At 40.9% G+C, this 21,119-nt stretch carries 21 protein-coding genes; 9 read left to right on the forward strand and 12 right to left on the reverse strand.

What is annotated here, in order from left to right; genetic code table 11:
* Positions 1-29: 29 nt before the first annotated feature.
* Together ACNOGP_RS21910 and ACNOGP_RS21915 are read right to left on the reverse strand one after the other, a co-directional pair.
* Entirely contained in the window at positions 30-2,738 is a 2,709-nt protein-coding gene (locus ACNOGP_RS21910; RefSeq protein ID WP_007767018.1) for a putative LPS assembly protein LptD, read from the reverse strand.
* 89 nt (positions 2,739-2,827) lie between these two features.
* The gene (locus tag ACNOGP_RS21915) at positions 2,828-3,364 is read right to left on the reverse strand and encodes an HDIG domain-containing metalloprotein (protein ID WP_195475026.1); all 537 of its coding nucleotides are present in this window, start codon (positions 3,362-3,364) and stop codon (positions 2,828-2,830) included.
* Between the two features lie 67 nt (positions 3,365-3,431).
* Here ACNOGP_RS21915 and ACNOGP_RS21920 point away from each other — a divergent pair, with 67 nt between their 5' ends.
* Positions 3,432-4,595 (forward strand): exo-beta-N-acetylmuramidase NamZ domain-containing protein, encoded by a 1,164-nt coding sequence (locus ACNOGP_RS21920; protein WP_418213733.1) that lies wholly within the window; start codon positions 3,432-3,434, stop codon positions 4,593-4,595.
* A 346-nt stretch (positions 4,596-4,941) separates the two neighbouring features.
* Here ACNOGP_RS21920 and ACNOGP_RS21925 read toward each other — a convergent pair whose 3' ends face one another.
* Entirely contained in the window at positions 4,942-5,844 is a 903-nt protein-coding gene (locus ACNOGP_RS21925; RefSeq protein ID WP_418213734.1) for a helix-turn-helix domain-containing protein, read from the reverse strand.
* Between the two features lie 168 nt (positions 5,845-6,012).
* Here ACNOGP_RS21925 and ACNOGP_RS21930 point away from each other — a divergent pair, with 168 nt between their 5' ends.
* From ACNOGP_RS21930 to ACNOGP_RS21955, 6 genes are all read left to right on the forward strand, one after another.
* Complete coding sequence (locus tag ACNOGP_RS21930; protein ID WP_418213735.1) at positions 6,013-7,341, forward strand: MFS transporter; 1,329 nt, start codon at positions 6,013-6,015, stop codon at positions 7,339-7,341.
* 5 nt (positions 7,342-7,346) lie between these two features.
* Complete coding sequence (locus ACNOGP_RS21935) at positions 7,347-8,195, forward strand: aldo/keto reductase (protein WP_418213736.1); 849 nt, start codon at positions 7,347-7,349, stop codon at positions 8,193-8,195.
* 45 nt (positions 8,196-8,240) lie between these two features.
* The gene (locus ACNOGP_RS21940; protein ID WP_418213737.1) at positions 8,241-9,272 is read left to right on the forward strand and encodes an alpha/beta hydrolase; all 1,032 of its coding nucleotides are present in this window, start codon (positions 8,241-8,243) and stop codon (positions 9,270-9,272) included.
* Between the two features lie 57 nt (positions 9,273-9,329).
* Positions 9,330-9,575 carry a hypothetical protein gene (locus ACNOGP_RS21945; RefSeq protein ID WP_252199205.1) on the forward strand — a complete coding sequence of 82 codons (246 nt, stop codon included), beginning with the start codon at positions 9,330-9,332 and terminating at the stop codon, positions 9,573-9,575.
* On the forward strand, positions 9,550-9,945 hold the full coding sequence (locus ACNOGP_RS21950; protein WP_215710387.1) for an RteC domain-containing protein: 396 nt from the start codon (positions 9,550-9,552) through the stop codon (positions 9,943-9,945). Before ACNOGP_RS21945 ends, ACNOGP_RS21950 begins: the two co-directional genes overlap by 26 nt.
* Positions 9,946-10,075: 130 nt before the next feature.
* Positions 10,076-10,408, forward strand: a complete 333-nt coding sequence (locus tag ACNOGP_RS21955; RefSeq protein ID WP_418214790.1) for a helix-turn-helix domain-containing protein — start codon at positions 10,076-10,078, stop codon at positions 10,406-10,408.
* Between the two features lie 52 nt (positions 10,409-10,460).
* Here ACNOGP_RS21955 and ACNOGP_RS21960 read toward each other — a convergent pair whose 3' ends face one another.
* The 9 genes from ACNOGP_RS21960 to ACNOGP_RS22000 form a co-directional block, all read right to left on the reverse strand.
* On the reverse strand, positions 10,461-11,180 hold the full coding sequence (locus ACNOGP_RS21960; RefSeq protein ID WP_418213738.1) for a hypothetical protein: 720 nt from the start codon (positions 11,178-11,180) through the stop codon (positions 10,461-10,463).
* Between the two features lie 4 nt (positions 11,181-11,184).
* A complete protein-coding gene (locus tag ACNOGP_RS21965; RefSeq protein WP_418213739.1) occupies positions 11,185-12,111 on the reverse strand; it encodes a relaxase/mobilization nuclease domain-containing protein in 927 nt (308 codons plus the stop codon).
* On the reverse strand, positions 12,077-12,460 hold the full coding sequence (locus ACNOGP_RS21970; protein WP_418213740.1) for a MobC family plasmid mobilization relaxosome protein: 384 nt from the start codon (positions 12,458-12,460) through the stop codon (positions 12,077-12,079). The genes ACNOGP_RS21965 and ACNOGP_RS21970 overlap by 35 nt, the downstream gene beginning before the upstream one ends.
* A 147-nt stretch (positions 12,461-12,607) precedes the next feature.
* Positions 12,608-13,573, reverse strand: a complete 966-nt coding sequence (locus ACNOGP_RS21975) for a toprim domain-containing protein (RefSeq protein WP_418213741.1) — start codon at positions 13,571-13,573, stop codon at positions 12,608-12,610.
* Positions 13,574-13,736: 163 nt separating this feature from the next.
* Complete coding sequence (locus tag ACNOGP_RS21980; protein WP_007479977.1) at positions 13,737-14,810, reverse strand: AAA family ATPase; 1,074 nt, start codon at positions 14,808-14,810, stop codon at positions 13,737-13,739.
* A 5-nt stretch (positions 14,811-14,815) separates the two neighbouring features.
* A complete protein-coding gene (locus ACNOGP_RS21985; protein WP_005802192.1) occupies positions 14,816-15,103 on the reverse strand; it encodes a helix-turn-helix domain-containing protein in 288 nt (95 codons plus the stop codon).
* A 131-nt stretch (positions 15,104-15,234) separates the two neighbouring features.
* On the reverse strand, positions 15,235-16,167 hold the full coding sequence (locus ACNOGP_RS21990) for a hypothetical protein (protein ID WP_418213742.1): 933 nt from the start codon (positions 16,165-16,167) through the stop codon (positions 15,235-15,237).
* A gap of 113 nt (positions 16,168-16,280) precedes the next feature.
* A complete protein-coding gene (locus ACNOGP_RS21995) occupies positions 16,281-17,474 on the reverse strand; it encodes a site-specific integrase (protein ID WP_418213743.1) in 1,194 nt (397 codons plus the stop codon).
* A gap of 178 nt (positions 17,475-17,652) precedes the next feature.
* The gene (locus ACNOGP_RS22000; RefSeq protein ID WP_418213744.1) at positions 17,653-18,609 is read right to left on the reverse strand and encodes a bile acid:sodium symporter family protein; all 957 of its coding nucleotides are present in this window, start codon (positions 18,607-18,609) and stop codon (positions 17,653-17,655) included.
* Positions 18,610-18,690: 81 nt separating this feature from the next.
* Between ACNOGP_RS22000 and ACNOGP_RS22005 the strand changes: the two genes are divergently transcribed.
* A complete protein-coding gene (locus tag ACNOGP_RS22005) occupies positions 18,691-19,866 on the forward strand; it encodes an N-acetylmuramoyl-L-alanine amidase family protein (protein WP_186967446.1) in 1,176 nt (391 codons plus the stop codon).
* 8 nt (positions 19,867-19,874) lie between these two features.
* Complete coding sequence (locus tag ACNOGP_RS22010; RefSeq protein WP_007751899.1) at positions 19,875-20,768, forward strand: MlaD family protein; 894 nt, start codon at positions 19,875-19,877, stop codon at positions 20,766-20,768.
* The last annotated feature ends 351 nt before the right edge of the window (positions 20,769-21,119 follow it).

The raw sequence follows: 21,119 nt of genomic DNA on the forward strand, positions 1-21,119 counted from the left end.
TGCCGCCACTTTTTATATATTCATCTATTTTAGTACCATTGAATATTACTTTGAGTTTGGCTTCTCTGCTCATACTTCAAGTCTTGCAAGATACTTGCGTTCGCACGGATTGTCACATTGTAGTATTTCCAACGTCCGAAAGGCGAAAGACTGGCAGACAAGTTGAAACAGTGCAAATCACGTGTGATAGTACAAGAGGTCTGCGTAATTTCTTTTGCCTGAAAATCATAACCGGAATTGAATGAGAGCGACCAATTATTGGAGATCTTCACATTTCCATTCGCATTGATATTATGTGTGTAGGTATAAGGATATCTCATTGAATGACGATTAATCGGCTTCGATCTATCCTCACGAATATTAAATGAGTAACTAAGACTTAATGACCACGGCATTTTAAACACTTGATAACCATCCGCATCAGCCGCGGCTTTCTCTACTTTCTTAGTTGTAGCCTCTTCTTCATCGCTCCCGTCTGAATCTTCATCCTCCTCGTCTCCTTTTTTCTTATCCTTCCCCTGTTCCTCTTTCGGTCCGAACCATTTCTTCCAGGTATCGTTGTTGAAAGTATAATTAAAAGAAGATCCATAGCCTTGAAAACGTCCGAAACGACCATAAGACCATTCTGTACGATTGCCGGTAACCACATTACCATTTTTATCGAACGTGTAGGCATAAGTAGCGAATGACGCATTCATATTGAACGTATAATTCTTGGTCAGTTTCAAACGGAGATTCATACTCAAATCACTCCATGGCCGTTCTTTGGCTGCCATATTATAAGACATACTCGCTCCAAATTCATCAATTAAGCTCACCTTTTTCAGTGTATCTTTCTTTGCATCATAATACTTCATTTCCAGATTATTGGAAATAGAGAAACTAACCGTACCCGAACCTTCACGCGAAGGCACACCGTAAGGCTGTCCGGTGAAAGGTGAATAATATTGCGTGTTACCATTATAGTCTGTGTATTCTTCCCAATATTTACTGAATCCCGGAGCACCGCTCAAACTCACTTGCGGAGTAAATACGTGACGGATTTGTATTTCTTTCTTCTTTGCGAAAAGAGGTTTATACATACCGTAAAGCTTCGTGCTCAAGCTCAAACTTGCCGAATAGTTAGACACTCGGTAGAAACCGTTCAACGTATCACCCGGCAACGACTCCAATCTGTGGTCCACTTCATTATACTGCTGATTAATTTTACGGGTATACCAACGTTCCGTATAATTGACTGAAGGAGAAACCTGCAAATACTTAAACAATGTAAAAGTAGCACTGATAGGAATATTATGATTCATTGCATTTTCCCATTCGCTCAGACCTGCTTTGAACAAGCGGTCATCCTTTGTACGAATACTGTTTGTCAGACGTCCGGTATAACTAATGGATATCTTTTCATACCAACGTTCGGCTCCCGCAGCCTTCTTACGTTTGAATGGAAACAGACGGCTCAATGTTATATTAAGGTCGGGCAAGGTTACCGCAATAGAAGAATCACGCATTGTCTGAGCGATATTGGTCGTCCCGGAAAGCGTCAGGCCGATATCGGGAAAACTACGTGAATAACTGATACTTGATGTTTTCGTATTCTGAGTCAGCAACTGAGAGTTGTAGAGGTTGTTGATATTAGAACGTTCGTAACTACTGGTCGAGAAATTTACACTGGCCGAGAAAGTACTGTTCGGACTGGCTTTAGCGTCTTGACGATGATTCCAGACAATTTTAAAGTCTTTAGATACCGCATAGTCCGGCATCCCCTTGTCACCCGTTTTGGTGACCTGATAATCTGCCTGCAACGTTCCGGAATATTTATAGCGTTTATTATAATTTGTCAACCCGGAAAGCCTCCATGAACCTTTTGTAAAGATATCTCCCGTCATCTTCAAATCCATAATATCACTGATAGCAAAATAATATCCTCCGTTAGCCAAACCGAAACCACGACTGGAGTCGTCCATGTAAGTCGGCATTATAAAACCGGATGAATAACTACTAGAAAACGGAAAGAAAAAAAACGGTACAGCCAATGGCAAAGGAACATCTTCCACTACCAGATAAGCAGGTCCTGTCACCACATTCTTTTTAGGACGCACTTTTGCACGAGTCAGCTGCATATAGAAGTGAGGATGATCATGATGATCGCAAGTAGTATAGCGACCGTGTTCCATAAAGATTTCATCATTGGCCCCTTTCTTAGCTTTGCTTCCGGTCACATAACCTTCACCTTGCTGAGTGACAATATCGGTAATCCCGGCTTTTTTAGTTTTGAAATTATAGCGGATAGTCTCCGTATCATAAGAAGTATCCCCTTCCTTGAAGACCGGTTTACCTTTCTCCACTCCGGTAGAATCTTTAATACCGTATGCATGAACCGTACTGCTGTCAAGATTCATCGAGATAACCTCCGCAGCTAACTCTATATTCTGGTAGTTCACTTTTCCACTACCATAAAGTGTGGCCGATCCTCCCAATGTAAAAACAGTGGAGTCGTTGGATTCATAAACAACCGGTGCATCGAGCGGTTGCTTCTTCTTAACAGGTGCTATAGAATCAATGCGTACCGTAACCGTATCTGCCTTCAACGAATCGCTTCCTTGTAGTGAATCTTTTTGTGCAGTATTGGAGGTAATCATTCCTCTCCTTCGACGTTGAGACGTAGCCTCATCGGGAAGCATCAGTAAGACAATCAGCAGTATAAATGATATAAGTATTCTTGCTTTCAATGGCGCCATTAACTAATAGTTTACGCTTGAAGTGGCAAAAGTACACAAACTTCACCAATTATGAGTTAGAATCTCCGTTATTTAATTATTTTTTAGTGCTATAAAAAAAGAGAGCACCATCTGTCAAAACGGTTTAGCCCTTCTTCACCATATTTTGCAATGCTATTCCGTGCTTTCTCCACCGTCTTTTCCTCATCCAAATGAGTCTTAGAAAAGAACTTATCCGCAAAACAAATCAATTGCTCTTCCAATGTGACAGGAAGCATCTCACGGTGAGGAATCGGAAGTTGCTGATCAATAATATCCTGCAAGGAAAGACCGGCCCCTGTATGGCGTTCGCAAACTAACGCATGTTGAGGAAAACCTTCAGCACGCAAAATTTCAGCTCCTAAATATCCATGAGCGATATAAGGATGAGTACCGAAACATCGAATGGACGGAGCATCTGTCTGAAAGATACCGATATCATGCAAAAGAGCGGCCTCTTTCACAAAACTCCGGTTCAAATGCAATTCCGGATGTGCATCTAGCATCTTCATAGCCTTTCCTGACACTGAAAGGCTGTGTATTACTAAGATTTGTCGCTGTTCCGTATTCTCCGGATAATACTTATCAATGATTTCGTATGGATTCATGTGTCGTTTTTTTGTTCTCTTGATGAGAAATTAATATTTTTGTGCAATATTACAAAAAAATGCCGACATGCAAGCTAGAACTTTGCTCATTCTTTTTTTTCTACTCGCTATATCCCCTTCAGGATATACCCACAGTAAGATAACAACCGGTGCAGAACGTATCGCACAATACTTATCACTTATTCAAGGCAAACGTGTCGGAATGGTAGTCAATCACACTTCTATTGTAGGAATAGAACAGACTCATTTGCTCGACACCTTATTAAAGTTGGATATAAGAATAGTGAAAGTATTTGCCCCCGAACACGGTTTTCGTGGCAATACGGATGCGGGCGAAACAGTAAAGGATGGAAAGGACCTACGCACCGGTATCCCTATTATTTCACTTTATGGCAATAATAAGAAGCCTACCGCTGGTCAATTAAAAGACATTGATGTCATCTTGTTTGATATCCAAGATGTAGGAGCGCGCTTTTATACCTATATCAGTACAATGTACTATGTCATGGAGGCTTGTGCAGAAAACAGAAAAGAAATGCTCGTACTAGATCGGCCTAACCCCTGCGACTATGTAGACGGTCCGGTACTCAAATCCCCCTATCGGAGTTTTGTTGGTATGCTTCCCATTCCTATACTTCATGGATGTACCATAGGCGAGCTGGCACAAATGATAAACGGAGAAGGATGGATTGCCAACAAAAAAAACGCCTGCTTATTAAAAGTAATTCCAATGACAGGCTGGAAACATGGAGAGCCCTATTCGCTTCCGATTAAACCTTCTCCTAATCTGCCCAATGACCAGTCTATTCGTTTGTATGCATCACTTTGTCCTTTTGAGGCAACCCGCATCAGCGTAGGACGGGGAACAACCTTTCCTTTTCAGGTATTAGGTGCACCCAATAAAAAATATGGCAGTTTCGTTTTCACTCCTCGTTCCCTGCCCAGATTCGACAAGAATCCATTACACAAAGGAATAGCCTGCTACGGAGAAGACCTACGGAACAACACGGATACTAATGGTTTTACCCTTTACTACTTCCTACGTTTTTATCAAATATCAGGTGAAGGAGCCGGATTCTTTTCCCGCCCCCGATGGTTTGATTTACTTATGGGAACCGACACGGTGCGCAAAGCTATTCTCAGAGGAGAATCTGAAGAAACTATTCGAAATAGTTGGAAAAAAGAATTACAGGCTTATCGGGAGACGAGAAAGAAGTATCTGCTTTATTGATTCTCTTCTCGCTTTCTTTTCTTCCACAATTGCCAACTATTAATGATATTTTGCCACATATTATATATACGACAGCATACAATATTGATTATCAAAACAAAAGCCCACCTATTACTAACAGTGGGTAACAAAATAGTAACAAAAAAAACGAAGAAATCGCTTTGTGGTGGGCTTCATGTGCAAAGGTAACAAATGCCCCCTAACCATAAAAGTAAAACTGGCGAAAAGAAAAATACTATTTTTTTTCTTTTCGCCAGCATATATAATTTGCTGTCAATAGAAATAGGTTTAGTCCGTTTTGGATATATAGGCAAAAGAATAGACTAAACTTATTCAACTAATCTTTTTAATACCCCTGTACCCTATATTCATTGGGCGTTTTTCCCTCCATTTTTTTGAACCAACTATTAAAGTGTTGCGGAGAAGAGAAGCCTAACTGTTCTGAAACCTGATTAATAGATTTGGACTGGTCATCTAATCGTAACTTTACTATTTCCAATGTTTTGCGATGAATATGCTTCAAAGCAGAGATTCCGGTTTCTTTCCGAACAAGGTCGCCCAAATAATTAGCGGAAAGGCATAGCTTATCGGCACAGTATTGCACGGTAGGCAATCCCTTCTGCACAGGCAAGGAAGAAAGGAAATAATCATCAAGCAATTTTTCCATCCGAGCTAAGACATTATTATTCTCTATTGTTCGTGTCTTGAATTGCCTGTCGTAAAAGCGAACGCAAAAATCAAGAACCAACTTAATGTAGTCAGTAATCAAATATTTGCTTTGCTCATCATAATGCCGCAATTCATTTTGTATGTGTATCAGACAATCTACAAAAATTGACCTTTCCTGCTCCGTCAGGTGCAATGCTTCGTGAATGTCGTAAGAGAAATAAGAATAACGCCTCATGTTCTGTGCCAATTCAGTGCCTTGCAACAAATCAGGTTGGAACAGCAACGCATACCCTTTTACTTGATGATATTCACCATCTTCTTCTGAACCGACCACTTGACCGGGAGCTATGAAAACGAGTGTACCTTCTTCATAGTCGTACACGCTATGCCCATACCTTAAAGCCGTATGCTTGCTTTCTTTTAAATAAATGGCATAATACTCTACTCTCCGATGCAAATTGATATAACGGATAGGTGGAAGTGCTGCGAAATCCACGACATTAACTAATGGATGTAATGTTTCCGCCCCAATCATATCACAATATTGCCGTATATTCTTTATTTCTGCTATTTTCATCATCGTTTATTGCAAAATTCTAAAGCAAAGGTATTTATTTCCAGTCAATACAGGCATTGAAATACAGAATTTCCACCTTGTACCGATAAAATTTATAATTCTATCCGTAGTATTTGCACCGACTACAAGCCTGATACACCCTAATTTTGCACCCGAAAAAAGAATAAGAATATGGAGATAAAAAAGAAATTCATATTGACCATTGTATTGTTAAGCTATTTGGCAACTGCCATCAATGGGGCGATAGTCATTACAGGATTGGAGAACATGGCTAAAGATTTGGATTTAAACCAATCTGTGTTGTCATGGGTGCAGAATTCATATGTATTGGCTTGGGGATGTTTCATGCTATTGGGCGGGCGATTGAGCGATGCTTTCGGTAGGCGAGTTATCTTGAACCTATCACTCTTGCTTTTCGGAATTGGTTCACTATTTGCAGGAATCGCTACATCTGCAACAATATTGATTCTCTCCCGATTTATTCAAGGAGTGGGTGCTTCTATTCTCGCACCTACTTCACTGGCTTTGATTATGGACTACTTCACTGGCGAAGAACGTGTAAAAGCAATAGCGTGGTACAGTTCTATTTCCGGTTTAGGCATGTGCATAGGTTTGGTTATGGGTGGAACTTTAGCCAGTTTCTTTTCTTGGAGATATGGATTTTTTATTTATCTTCCACTTATTGTGTTCATGCTTATTGTTTCAATGAAAATGCTTAATAAAAATAACAAAAAACATTCCAAGGGGTATTTTGACATTTATGGAACGATTGCTTCCGTCATAGGCATTTTCAGCTTTGTCTATGCCATTAATGGGGCAAGCAATATATGGCTATGGCTGATAGTTTCCTGCATTTCCCTTTTTCTGTTCATGCGAATTGAATCAAAAGCCACAGCTCCCATTATGCCTTTGCGTCTGTTCAACAAGTCCCGCACTTGTGCCAACATAGCCCGCATATTATTTGCCGGAGCGATGATGGGATTTTATTTCTTCGTGTCTGAATATCTACAAGAGGTTTTTATGTTTTCGCCCTTATGGGTGGGTATTGCGTTTTTTCCTTTAACCCTATTTACTTTTTGGGGTGCAATAGAGGTTCCACGGGCAGTAAGGCGCTGGGGAGATAAAAGAACTCTGTTCGGGGGTTTTGTATTGATGCTAACCGGATTTATAGGCATGCTTTATTTAAATACTACGAGCGGTTATTGGCTGGGAATAGGCATACCGATGATATTGATTGGATTTGGGCAGGGATTGGTGATGAGCCCTCTTACAAATCTTGGAATACAAGAAGTACGACCTAAAGACTCAGGAGCGGCATCCGGGGTGGTCAATGCGGCACATCAGATAGGATGCTCTGTCGGGCTTTCTGTAATGGTAGCTTGTACAACCCATACAGCAGATATGGTTGCTATTTGCCACACAGCCATGCTAATCGGCTTCATCTTCACATTATTATCGTTTATCACCATTTTTTCAAGTAATTACAAATCAAATAATTAATAATTATGGAGTTTACAAAATTAAACAACGGGATTGAAATGCCTTTATTGGGATTCGGTGTCTATCAGATTGCCCCCGAAGATTGCGAAAGATGTGTTACGGATGCCCTAAAAGTCGGTTATCGGCTGATTGATACTGCTGCGGCATATATGAATGAAAAAGCCGTTGGAGCAGCTATCAGGAATAGTGATATTCCACGCAAAGAACTGTTTATAACTACCAAACTTTGGATTCAAGACGCCGGCTATGAGAGTGCAAAACGTGCATTCCATCGTTCGCTCGAACGATTGGGGTTAGATTATCTAGACCTTTACCTTATCCATAAGCCACTGGGTGATTATTATGGCGCATGGAGAGCTTTAGAGGAACTTTATGAAGATGGTAAAATACGTGCCATCGGAGTGTGCAACTTCTTCCCTGACCGCCTTGTGGATTTGGTTCAGCATAACAGAATAGTTCCTGCCGTCAACCAAATAGAAACACATATATTTTGGCAGCACAACGAATACCAGAAACTAATGCTGGGCAAAGGTGTACAGCTTCAATCTTGGGGAGCATTTGTAGAAGGGAAAAACGGCTTCTTCCAAAACGATACTCTAAAAAACATAGGAGAGAAATATGGAAAATCAATACCTCAAGTTGCCTTACGCTGGCTTATTCAAAGGGGGATTGTCTGCATTCCCAAATCTTTGCACAAGGAACGTATGCAACAGAATTTCGACATTTTCGATTTCCGGCTTTCCGATGATGACATGAACCTAATCAAGTCACTGGATAAAGGTCAAACGGTTTTCTATTCACACTACGACCCCGAAGCAATTGAGCGTTTGAACAATATTGTATATGACATTTAGCCTCGATAAAACAAATCAAACTTTCAATCCAAATTCAAAAAGACAATGAGACTTATTAATACAATTATTTTGCTACCCATATTTTTCTCTTGTGGGATATATGCACAAAAGAATGTAAAAAAAACACTGACAATACAAGAGCAGGGCAGTTTTGCCATAGGTGGTACAATTACAACCGATGAAAATGGCAATCAATTTCATGGCGACCACGGGTATGTATTTTATCAGAAGCCCACACACCCGCATAAATACCCATTGGTATTTCTTCATGGAATTTACCAATCTTCAAAGACATGGGAAAGTACACCTGATGGACGGGAAGGATTTCAAAACATCTTCATCAGACATAATTTCTCGACTTATAACTTGACACACCCGCGTCGTGGAAATGCCGGACGCGGACAAACGGGAATCAACATACAACCTATATATGATGAACAGACATGGTACACAAAATGGCGTATTGGTATATATCCTAACTATTTTAAGAATGTACAATTTCCGCATGACCAAGAAAGCCTGAATCAATTCATGCGGCAAATAACACCGGATACAGGTCCAATAGACTTTGACGTAAATACGGACGCCATAGCCGCATTATTTGACAAGTTAGAGGGTGCTATTATGATGGCACATTCGCAAGGTGTAATGCACACATGGAAAACAATGACTAAAACAAAGAACATCAAAGCTGTAATAGCATTGGAAGGTGGCGGATTCTTCTCTTTTCCAACCGATGAACCGCATCCTATAACCGAGGTGTCAGAAGAGATTGAGTATATTATGGTATCTCCTGATACTTTTAAAGTGTTTACTCAAACTCCAATACTTCTGATTTATGGTGATAATATTCCTACAGAGCATTCGAATATACCCGAGTTGGATATTTGGAGAATACGTTTGGACTTAGCTTATCAATGGGCAAATACTGTAAATAAGCATGGGGGTAATGTTACTATCATTCACCTACCGAAAATAGGCATTTATGGAAACACCCATTTCCCTATGTCTGATTTGAACAATATAGATATAGCTAATGTCATATTAGAATGGTTGCATGAACAAAAATTAGATTGAAACAATAAATTTGAAATTATTTTAAGCATACAAAATAATGTTTCTGTATAAAGTTATATGATAAAACAATTATTACAACAGAGATTTTTCCGGTTATTATCGGAATGCTCACAACACAAAGTTTCTGCATCTGAACTGACAGAAGCTATCGAAGAATTAGCTACCCATGTAGCCAATTTTAGTATCAACAAACAGGATTATAGCGTATTATTACGTTATTTCTCCTTTGGTTTGCACCGCCTTAAATCATATCGTACACGGTTTGAGCAAGAAAAAAATACCCTATTTGTATTTAATCGATGAAGCGATAGGACTTTTAAACACCGAAATACGCCTTATCGAATGGCGCATCAAGTATCCGGAACAACTCAAACAACGGCTTGAAAGACAAAACATTTCCCCTCTCTATCTCGCTGATAAAACAACCCTTATCAACATTATGGAAATGGTAAGCGGTCTGTTCCTCTCCAAAGACATCGTTTATCAGAACGGTAAACCTGCCTATTTGGTGGATTTATCCAAAGGTTTTGAGTGGCTGTTTAACATCAAGATAAGCGACTGTCACCAAAAGCATGAGGACGTAATAAAACGAAAGCCGGGCAAACTCACCGAATTTCTTAATGGACTGGCAGACCTTATCCGAAAGGAACACGACAAGAAAGGATATAGATAATCAGCAACTTATAATTTATTTATGGGGGATTCCATTAGTTCCCCTGTAATTTCTTTGCATCCGTTTTTAGAACTTTGCTTCATCAATCGGTTGACAAATAAGAATGTATAATCTGAAACATGAAGCAATTATGTATATAGAGAATGACGAATTTGGTGAATGGATGCAGAAGCTGTACGCCAAACTGGAAGAACTCTGTAAGGATGTGCGGGTACTGCGCAATGCAGACAGAGTACTGCCCGAAGATGATAACCTGCTGGATAATCAAGACTTGTGCCTGCTGTTCAAAGTGAGTATCAAAACCCTGCAACGCTACCGGGCTATCGGTGCGCTGCCGTACTTCACTATCAGCGGAAAAGTGTATTACAAGGCTTCCAATGTCCGGGAGTTCATCAAGGAAAGATTCAGTATTACCACGCTACGCCAGTTCGAGAAAGAACACTGTACGAAGAAAAAGAAGTGAATCTGAAAAGCCGGAATGGTGAATGTGCTTCATCCGTCCCGGCTTTCCCCGTTTATGGCTTACCCAGCTTATCGGCTTCTTTCTTTAGCTGTTCGGCTTGCTCATTCAACAGCCTTGCACGTTCCAGTGTTTCCACCTGCCTTTGGATGCGGTATTCAAAATCCATCACTGAATCGGTCAGACTTCGGATAAAGTCGTTATCCCGTTGCCACTTGAACTTGTTTTCCAGCATATCAAAAGTTTCCCCGTCTGCCTGTCCTTGCATCAGCAAATAGCGGTATTTCATATCGTTGTCCTGCAACTGCTGCATACGTTCAGCCAAACGGACATTCAAGAATATAGAAGCGGAACAGAGAATCAGCACTGCCGAAAAAAGAAACAATCCCGGACGAATCCAAGAAGCGACCTTGTTGTAAATCCGTTGATAGAGCGGTAAGGGCGTAGCTTCCTCTTTATCCGTCTTGCAAGAGCCAAAAGTATCAAGCATTACCTTGAAACAACGATAGGTTTCCAATACTATTTTCTTGGTGTCCTCGATATGTTTCTGCTGACCTTGCATCCTGTTCCTTATCTCGTCAAGCTGGCTTCGGATAGCCTGCAAATCCCTTTCGGGAACAGCCGGGTTACTGTGCAGTTCCGACAATGCCTGTTCGATTGCGTTCAGCCTTTCGAGAGTTTCCTCCCGACTGGCTGGCGTTACCTGTGCTTCCTGCTTCTCTTTCAGTTCTGTAACCATTGAGAGAAGCCCCTCTAAAATCAAATTTTCCTCCATACGCTTATAACTTTAGTTGTTTTTTCTTTTTTTTCTTCTTCTTTCTCAAAAAGGAATCATCGGGCATTTCATCAGCCGGGGCTGACAAACCGGAAAACAGACCGCCTAAACCTGTTATAAAAGAATTATCCGCTTTGTCGGATGCTGAAACTGGTTTCTGAACAGGTGCGGTAACCGTCTGCTTATTGCTTCCGGCTGTCGTCTGCCCTACATCTCCAAAACATTTATCCAGTTTGGAGAAAGTGAAATTGCGGTCTATCTCCGAACCCTTGAACGTGTATTCGCCTTTGGAAAAGGAAACGCCTTGTATCTCGCTTGTCTGCCCCTTATACTTGAACCGGATAGTGATACCCTTTTCCGCTAACCGCTCCTGTAACTGCTGCCAGTTCTTGGACTTCCCGATTTCATTCTTTACAGCGTTGTAAATCTCGTATTTCGATTTGTCCGGCTCTTTCAAGCGGTGCTGCTTCACCTGTTCTTTCCCACCAGCGAAATAAAGCCCGTGCTTGGCTTTCAGTTTCTTGCATACCTGCTCGTTACGGTACATATCGTTCTTGTCCGAAATGGTCTTGCCGTTGTTGTCAATACGGTTAAATACGATATGCACATGTGGGTGTTCCCGGTCTTGGTGGCGCACGATGATATACTGCGTATCGGTGATTTTCATTTCACGCATGTACTCCTGCGCAAGCTGTATCATCTTCTCGTCTGTCAATTTGAGCGCATCCACTGCCGAATAGCTTAGCGCAATATGTCCGACTGGCTTTTTTAAGTCGGGATTCATCCCGGTCTGCATACAGAAGCTGCGGATTATATCTCCCCGGCTTTCTGTCAGTACCCCGTCCGCATGGAGCAAAGTCGCTTGTTCTTTGCCAAGCACATAGTTCACGCAACCCTTAAACCCGCTTCCCTTTTTTATTTTTCCAATCATCCGACAACTGGTTTATAATTTCGACAATCCTGTTTTTGAGTTTCACCAGTTCCACCGCCACCAGTGCGAAACCTCCGGCATTCGCCCGGTGCGCCAGTTGGTTGATGTTGTTGGCTTCCCCTGCCAGCTTGCGGATGGTGTCCGCATCCTGCCTGTTCAGCCGGGGTATGACCTCTGCCAAAACAACCGCCTGTCGGACATACTCACTGACACGCAACCCGGCTTCCCCGGCTCGCTTCCTGATGGCGTAATACTGCAACTCGGTCAGCTTCGTGCTGACTACCCGTTGCTGCTTCTCTATCCGTTTCTTTGCCGGACGTCCCCCCGGCTTATCCTTTATATTCGTCATAGGTTTTTACATTTAAATGGTATCTTAAAAATTGCGACCAACGGGAGAAATTTTCTTTGCTGTCAAGCAAAGCAAGGTAGTTTCGGTTTACCGAAACATAACCTTGCTCTCCAAATCAAACCGCCTGCCGCTGGTAATCCTGCCGGACTAAATGCCCCTGCCCCTTTTCTGTCTTGGGGCGGCACGTTGTCCGGTTTCCTGCTTTATCGCCTGCGCCTGGCTGGTGCTGTTCTTCTGTTCCTGCTTCCTGCCGCACAGGTAATCGTTCAAGTCCGAATAGCCCCTGTAATTGTCCGAGAAGTCACGCACACGGTAGGAGTATTCCAATTCGATAGCCCGTGTCGCTTCATATCCTGCCTTGTCATTGTCAAGCATACAGTGGATGCGTTCATACGGGTACAGCACGTCAATGGCTTTCGGCACATTGACTGTAGAGTTGAGTATGACATAATCCTGCCTGTCAAGGTCGGGCATGGTCGGGCAGTTCTTCATCCGGAGCGTGAGGAAAGAAAGATAGTCCATAAAACCCTCGAATACCAAACACTTCTCTCTCGGCTCTCCCTGCTGCCGTATATGGGTGATGTCTTTCGGGGCGATGCAGCCTTTGAAAAAGGAATTGCGAACCTCGTAACCTCCTGCCATGTTCGGGAAACCGATAGCAAAGAACGGTCTGCCGTTATTGGTAAAATGGAGTTCCTTACATTCTCTTTTTGCCAGTTCGACATTGATACCCCGTCCCTGCAAGTAACGGAGCAATGCCGGATGGGTAAGTTCATGGACTTCCAAATGTTGGAAACTCGGTTCTGTCCTACGCTGGGGAAAAGAAAAACTGACCGGGCGGACGTGCGGTGTCTGTTCCGCTATCCGGTTTAAAAGGTATGGCAGGCTGTCGGAGCAATAGAGTTCCTTTGCCAATGCAATGATGTTACCGCCCTTGCCTGCGCCAAAGTCATACCAAAGGTTGCGGTCAGTGTTCACCTTGAAAGACGGTTCGTGTTCCTCCCTTAACGGTGATTTGTACCATAAGCCGTTGCCCTGCTGCTTGACGGGCGAATAGCCCAAACTGTGCAAATAATCCACAATGGATATTTTCTTTATATCTTCAATATTCATAATATTTTCTTTTAATGGTTGAAAGAATAATTGAAAAGTGCGCCAGTCCTGTTTAGTCCGCTATATATACACCCGTACCATACTAAACCTGCTTGTTGCCAATACAGGGAAATAGTAAGTCCGTTCCGCTTATATATACACCCGGACTAAACCAAACTGACTTTTAATAATGGAAATCAGGATTATAGCGGTAGCCCTTGCCCTCTTTCACAATCATACGCTTGTTCACAAGGAACTTGTTAAGTGACACAAGGACATTGCGTCCACGCTCGTAACCGATACTCGCATAACCCTGTTTCAATGCCGCTATGACATTGGAATAGCCTTGTACCACCTGCTTGCCGAAACCGTTCTCCAACGCTTCCCGGTGTTGCTGTTCGGTCAGTTCCGTAAGCGGGAAGTTCCTATCCTGCTTAGGTTGTTGGAATACATAACCGTCCACGATTTCGGGCAAAGCGTTGTCATTGATACGGAATGCGAACGGGTCAAACTCCCGGTCACGTATGTGCATCGCCTTTACCTCGCTTATGTTGCCGTCCTGCTGGCTTTTCGTGATTTGCAGGACGGTTTCAGCCTTGTTGTTCAGTTCCGTACCGATATGTCCTCTTGTATTGTCATCCCCCTTGTTCAAATGTAGAACAGTGTGGATATGCAGGTTATATCCGCTTGACCAGCGCATCAAGAGGTTGATTAGGTCGGTTGATTCGCTGGGGCTGTTGATGTCATACATCAAGTCACGGATTCCGTCAATGATGAGTAACCCCACATCGGGCATATTTTCAAGCATATAGCCGATAATCTGTTTCCGCTTGTCGGGGGTCTGCTCCCTTAGCACGATGAAAACAAAATCGTCCCTGTCCTTGTCGGTAGGCAATCCGGCAAGGCGCAAAATACGCTCCATGACCTTATGGCAATGGTATTTGCTCTGCTCGGTATCTACATAGAGGATTTTCCGTTTGTTCGGTGGCAGGTATGCCGAATACTTCAGTACCTCGTCATTCTTCAACGCTGCCGCAACGATAGCGGAAATGTTGAATGTCTTTTTGCTCTTGGCTTTACCCGTGGATGCGCTGAAATTACCCAGCGTGCCAATGGTAGAGCCGTTCACCCAGAGTATTTCGGGCGGTACTTCGTAAGTGTCCGTTACCTTTAGATGAATGGTTTTCCAAAGGGCTGCGAAATCCTCTTTCTGCATGGTGACGTCCTGCCCGGCTTCTGTCGCTTTTCTATTTTCCATAGCCGTTATTTCTTTAGAGGACGGTTAAGGATATACTTCTGCGCTTCCTGCTCTATCTGCGCCTGCGTCTTGACCGGGTTCTGACGTAACCATGCTTCCAACTCCGCTTTCTCAAAATAAAGCATTTTGCCCTGCGGCTTGTAATGAGGTATCAAGTTACCCGAAGTCAGCTTGTACAGGTAACTTTTAGAAAGGTTCAAAAACTTGCTCGCTTCATCGAAGCTAAGCACGTTCTTTGAAAGGAACACTAAATTTTCGAGTTCTGCAACTCGCTTCTCAATACTTGTTTCCATATAACAAAAGTATTTGCGTTAGACAATATGGAGTGCATGCCCTCCGGTTTCTTGTAATCGATTACGGGGGCAAAAGTATTGAGGAATAGCTTGATAGCGGATTAAGCTATGTTTGAGGTCTTAACCTATTCTTAAAGTTTTTTCAGTTGTTTGATATAGTTGCTGATGGTTACATAATCTTTTTCATGTTCCACCCCTTTTACATAATTGGCAGCTGTGGCTAAATCACCTTGATTCAGATATTTATCTTTCTTTATATTCTTCGTAACAAACAACTTATTCTTTGCTATAACAGATTGCCAATTAGATGTTATCAAACCACGATTGCTTAACTCCGAAAAAAGAAAAGCGACCAGCCTGTTGTTATTAGACCTGAATATAACTTTAGGCTTACAGGAAAGTATCGCTTTCAAATCTTCAAAAGTCATAGGGACATTGAAAATCTCTACTTCATTGATACACTCTACCAATAACTCTATTTGCCTATCGTTTAAAACAGACTTAAAAGGATTTTCAGTTTTAGCAATATGGGGTATAATTTTAGGCTCTTGGTATTTATTTTGATTTGGTTGCGGTTCTTCTTCCCGTTCCTGTTGTGGTTGCATTTCTGCTTGCACCTTATTTTCTTTCTTTTTTCGCAAGTATGCCGAATATCTTTCTAACACAACAACTTTGACTACTACGGAGAAATAAGGCAGTTCTTCATCATAAACCGTATTATCTTGTTCATATCGGGAATAATCAAATGAAAGAGGATTAAACGACATGTATTTTCTTTTCTCATCGGATTTCAAAGATTCATAAAAACCACTTTCCCAAAAGAAGTCAGATACCGAATAAAAACTTTGAATATCATTCAATATAGAATAGCGAATATATAGCTGAACTAACTCATCAACAGTACGAATATATTCTTGCTGTTCCAGTTTATCAGCCTGTTCTTCATTAAGATATACAGATTTAGCGGCAATGCTGTCTGTCAAAACTTGACTGGCATGATTGATACAACGATTGAATATACCTTGTATATGGTCGAATTTTATTTTCAGTTCTTCTTCTATCATAATATTCTATGTTTCAGTTAGTAGAAACAAAGATATATTTTTTCCGACTAAACAAAGGCAAAAAAAAGGAAGAAAGTACGGTTATGTCGCAGTTCCCGTACTTTCTTTTTAAATCAGTCCGTCAAATTCGGTATCAAACTTACAGCTTCTTCTTTTTTCTTATCAACAATCTTCGCATAAATTTGAGTCGTGGCAATATTTTTATGCCCTAACAGTTTGCTAACCGTGTACAAATCAGCCCCCAATGTAAGCATCATAGTAGCATGGGTATGGCGGGCAACATGAAACGAGATATGCTTAATAACCCCTGCATCTTTCGCCCATTTTTGAAGTATTTTATTTATAGTCCCCTCATGCGTCAAAGGAAAAATCAAATCATCGCCTTTTGCTCCATTGTGTTGCGGCAGCCACTTTAACGCTTCATCGGATATAGGCAGATAAAGCGGTTCTTTGGTTTTCTGCATCTTGATTTCAATTCTTATTCTCTCACCGCTTTTCTGCAAATCGTTCCACTTCAATTTTCTTATATCGCTAACACGCAGCCCACACAAACAACTGAAAAGAAAGGCTTGTTTCATTATCTCATACTTGCACTCTGTTCCGATAAGTAGTTTCAACTCGTCTATTGTCAAATACTCCCTACGGCTAACTTCCGCTTTTACCTTACTGGCAAAATCAAACTCTTTTGTAGGATTCACCGTAATAATTCCCTCTTTATAGGCTCTGTTTATAGCAGTACGCAACACTCCATAATAGGCTATAACCGAATTATTGCTTAACACTCCCCCAGTTTTTAACAAGCCAAACTTGCTTGCTTTCTTCGCTTGCTTCAAGAAATCTACAAAGCTATTTAAGAAATCCTTATCTATATCACGAAAAGCGATATAATCCCCTCTAAACAACTTTAGCTCACGGATAGTATTACCGACAGTCTTTTCATAGTTCAAACTGCCACGCTCTTTGGATTGGATTCTTATACCCATTAAATAATCAATCACATTCGCTTTTGATTTGTTGGTGTTCAGAAAGCCGTGTGCATCATTTTGTAGCTCTACTATCCTCTTACTCTGAATCGCTTTTGCAAGAGCCAATGTAGCTTCGTTCTTCACCTTATCCTCCCTCGTCTTTTCGGGTATAAGGTACAACTTCAAAAATTCATATTGCCGTTTACCGCCAACATAATTTTCTTTTCTAATAACATCACCTGTATAGTAGTCCAAATAAATAGACTGGTTGCCATTGGCAAGCTGCTTGAATCTAATCCTTACAGGTTCTTTCAATTTAACTTCTTGTTTCTTCTTCGCCATAATTATGTTCTTATTTTGTTACCGATACAAATATAGCGATTTGTTTTGTTACTCCAATGAATACGGGTAACAAAATAGTAACAAAATAAAGGCATTTATTAGACTAAACAAGAAAACAAGGAAAATAAAGGAAATTACACCTAATAAACATAAAACGCTATATATCAATATATTATATTCAATATTTTATCTCATTTTTTCTCTTTTTCCACAGCTGATAGCTATTGATAATATTCTGCCACAAAACATACGATCCAGGTGCAACAGCAGACAATGGATTCAGATAAGTATGGGCCATCCAGATAGCTAGAATCGTATTTTTCTGTCCTAATGCCTGTCCGCCACTGATGCGGTCGTTATAAATAGAGCCGATAGTCTTTCCCAAAAAGAACTGTAAACAACAAGCTGCCAATGCTCCAACAGCAATCATAAATTCAGTAAATCCATCCGCAGGGTCATTCAATAACGAATACAGCGTCTGTGCCGTCACGATAGCTAGCGAAACTGCCCACAAGTAGAAAGCAAGTTCATGATAACTCAATAATTTCCGATGTATTTTCGGCAAAAATTTGCTCAATAACCATGCAGCCAGAAACGGACAAATCAGTAGAGGAAACACTTTGCTTAAAATAACGAAGAACGCTTCCAAAAAACTAACATCAGGATGAACCTCCACTAATGGAAAAAGAATAGGCACCGCAATGGCAGCTCCAATATTAGCAAGTAGCGTATAAGTAGTCAGACTTGCCGCACTCCCACCCAGTTTCGAAGTTATCACGGCAGCAGCAGTGGCTGTCGGACAAATAATGCAAACCATCACCCCTTCCGCCACAATCTTATCAAACTGAAACAACAGCAAATAAGCAGCCAACGCCCCGATAATCTGAATCAGTAATAACCATACATGAAGCGGTCTAAGCTTTAAATCGCGCGGAGATACCTTACAGAATGTCAACAGCAACATCGTAAAGATAAGATACGGAGTCAGAAAAGAGAGGCAGATAAATAACGGATAACCCACAGCACCCACCAACATGGCAATAGGCAATGTCCAATTCTTCAAAAACTTAAGCATCGTCGTACATTTTAACTTCGGAGCGCAAAGTAACGGAGATTTCAGGAAAAAAGCTATCATTAAACCGAAAAAAACACAAAACTTAATGGCAAATAATAAGTTTTCTATAAATTTCTACTACATTTGCACCGTATTATAAATATGAAACTGAATAGATCCTACATATTACATATATGCATTTGCCTCTGGCTTCTTTTCTTACCCTCATGCACCAGCCATTTATGGGGGAAGGATTTTGTCGTGGTCATTGATGCCGGACATGGCGGACACGACCCCGGTGCTATTGGAAAAATCTCAAAAGAAAAGAATATCAATCTGAACGTTGCCTTAAAAGTAGGAAATCTGATAAAAAACAATTGTGATGACGTTAAAGTGATCTATACCCGTAGCAAAGATGTTTTTATCCCTCTAGGTCGAAGGGCGGAAATAGCAAACAATGCGAAAGCAGATCTTTTTATTTCTATTCATACTAATGCATTGGCAAACAACCGTACTGCAAAAGGAGCATCTACCTGGACACTCGGTTTGGCTAAATCGGACGCCAATCTAGAAGTAGCTAAACGGGAAAATTCAGTAATTCTCTACGAAAGCGACTATCAGACTCGGTATGCAGGATTCAATCCTAATTCAGCTGAGTCTTATATCATATTTGAATTCATGCAGGATAAATACATGGAACAAAGTGTGCACCTGGCGTCTTTGATGCAAAAACAATTTCGTCATACTTGCAAACGTTTAGACCGTGGAGTACATCAAGCCGGCTTCCTCGTCTTAAAAGCAAGTGCCATGCCAAGTATTCTGATAGAATTAGGATTCATCTCCACCCCTGAGGAGGAACGTTATCTGAACTCCGAAGCGGGAGCTACAACCATGGCTAAAGGTATTTATCATGCTTTTCTCAATTATAAAAGAGAGCACGAAATACGGCTAACCGGAGTCAGCAAGACTGTAATACCGACCGAACAAAAAGAACAAGAGATAGAGAAAGAAAACGATAGACCCGTAACCGTTCAAAAGGTTGCGGAAAGTGCAACTAATGACAATGAAATTACGTTTAAGATACAAATACTTACCTCTTCCAAACCTCTTGCTAAAAATGACAAGAGACTGAAAGGATTGAAAGGTGTAGATTATTATAAAGAAAAAGGTATATATAAATACACATATGGTGCCTCCGGTGATTATAATAGGGTACTACGTACCAAACGTACTATTACAGCCCAGTTCAAAGATGCTTTTATCATCGCTTTCCGAAACGGTGAAAAAATGAATGTCAATGAAGCAATTGCCGAGTTTAAGAAAAGAAGAAATAAATAAAAGATAAAATGAAGTATATTACAAAAGAAGTCAGAATAGGTATCGCAGGTATCATTGCACTGTGTGTACTTGTTTATGGGATTAACTGGCTGAAAGGAATACATATGTTTCAACCTTCCAGCTATTTCTATGCTAAATTTCAGAATGTTAACGGACTGACTAAGTCGAGCCCGGTATTCGCAGACGGTGTTCGTGTAGGTATTGTACGCGATATATTTTATGATTATACCAATCCCGGAAATGTGGTTGTAGAAGTAGAACTGGACACCGAACTACGAATTCCTAAAGGAAGTAGTGCCGAACTGGTATCCGAACTGATGGGAGGAGTACGCATGAATATTCTTTTGGCAAACAATCCCCGCGAAAAATATGCCGTAGGAGATACTATTCCCGGTACACTGAATAATGGAATGATGGAAAGTGTGGCAAAGTTAATGCCACAAGTACAGGAAATGTTACCTAAACTGGATTCTATCCTTATTTCTCTGAATACAATCTTAGGTGACAAGAGTATTCCTGCCACCCTACATTCAATAGAAAAGACCACTGCCAACTTGGCCGTAGTCAGTTCTCAGGTTAAAGGTCTCATGAGCAATGATATACCACAGCTTACCAGCAAACTGAATACAATTGGAGACAACTTCGTAACCATCAGCGGTAATCTTAAAGAAGTTGACTATGCAGCTACTTTCAAGAAAATAGACGAAACATTATCCAATGTAAAGATGCTTACAGAAAAATTGAATAGCAAAGATAACACACTCGGATTACTCTTCAACGACCCGACTTTATACAATAATCTAAATGCTACTACTGAAAATGCAGCAGGCTTATTGAAAGACTTGAAAGAGCACCCGAAGCGCTACGTTCACTTCTCTTTATTCGGTAAGAAAGACAAGTAATAAAATTCCGTTATATAGATTTTATCTAAATAACGAATTGCTATAAAAAGCAAGTTTATTGCATCTCAAATGTCTATCTATAAACCGAAATAAGATTCCTATACAAACATGAGAATGAGAGAAGAAAAACAGAGTTTTTATATATAATATTCTATATAACAGATACTTATAAAATAGCAAAAGCGGGATTAGTGATAGTACAAAGACATAAACACATAAGTCACTGAAAGTAAACATGTTATTATTCACTTGAAAAAAACAAGAAAAAATAGATTTGTTTTTTCCGAATAAGATTCCCAATTTTGCAAACGTAGAAGTTTTGCTTAATTAATAAATGTATTAAAAGTTACT

Source organism: Bacteroides difficilis, assembly GCF_048319815.1.
Classification (GTDB): Bacteria; Bacteroidota; Bacteroidia; order Bacteroidales; family Bacteroidaceae; genus Bacteroides; species Bacteroides zhangwenhongii.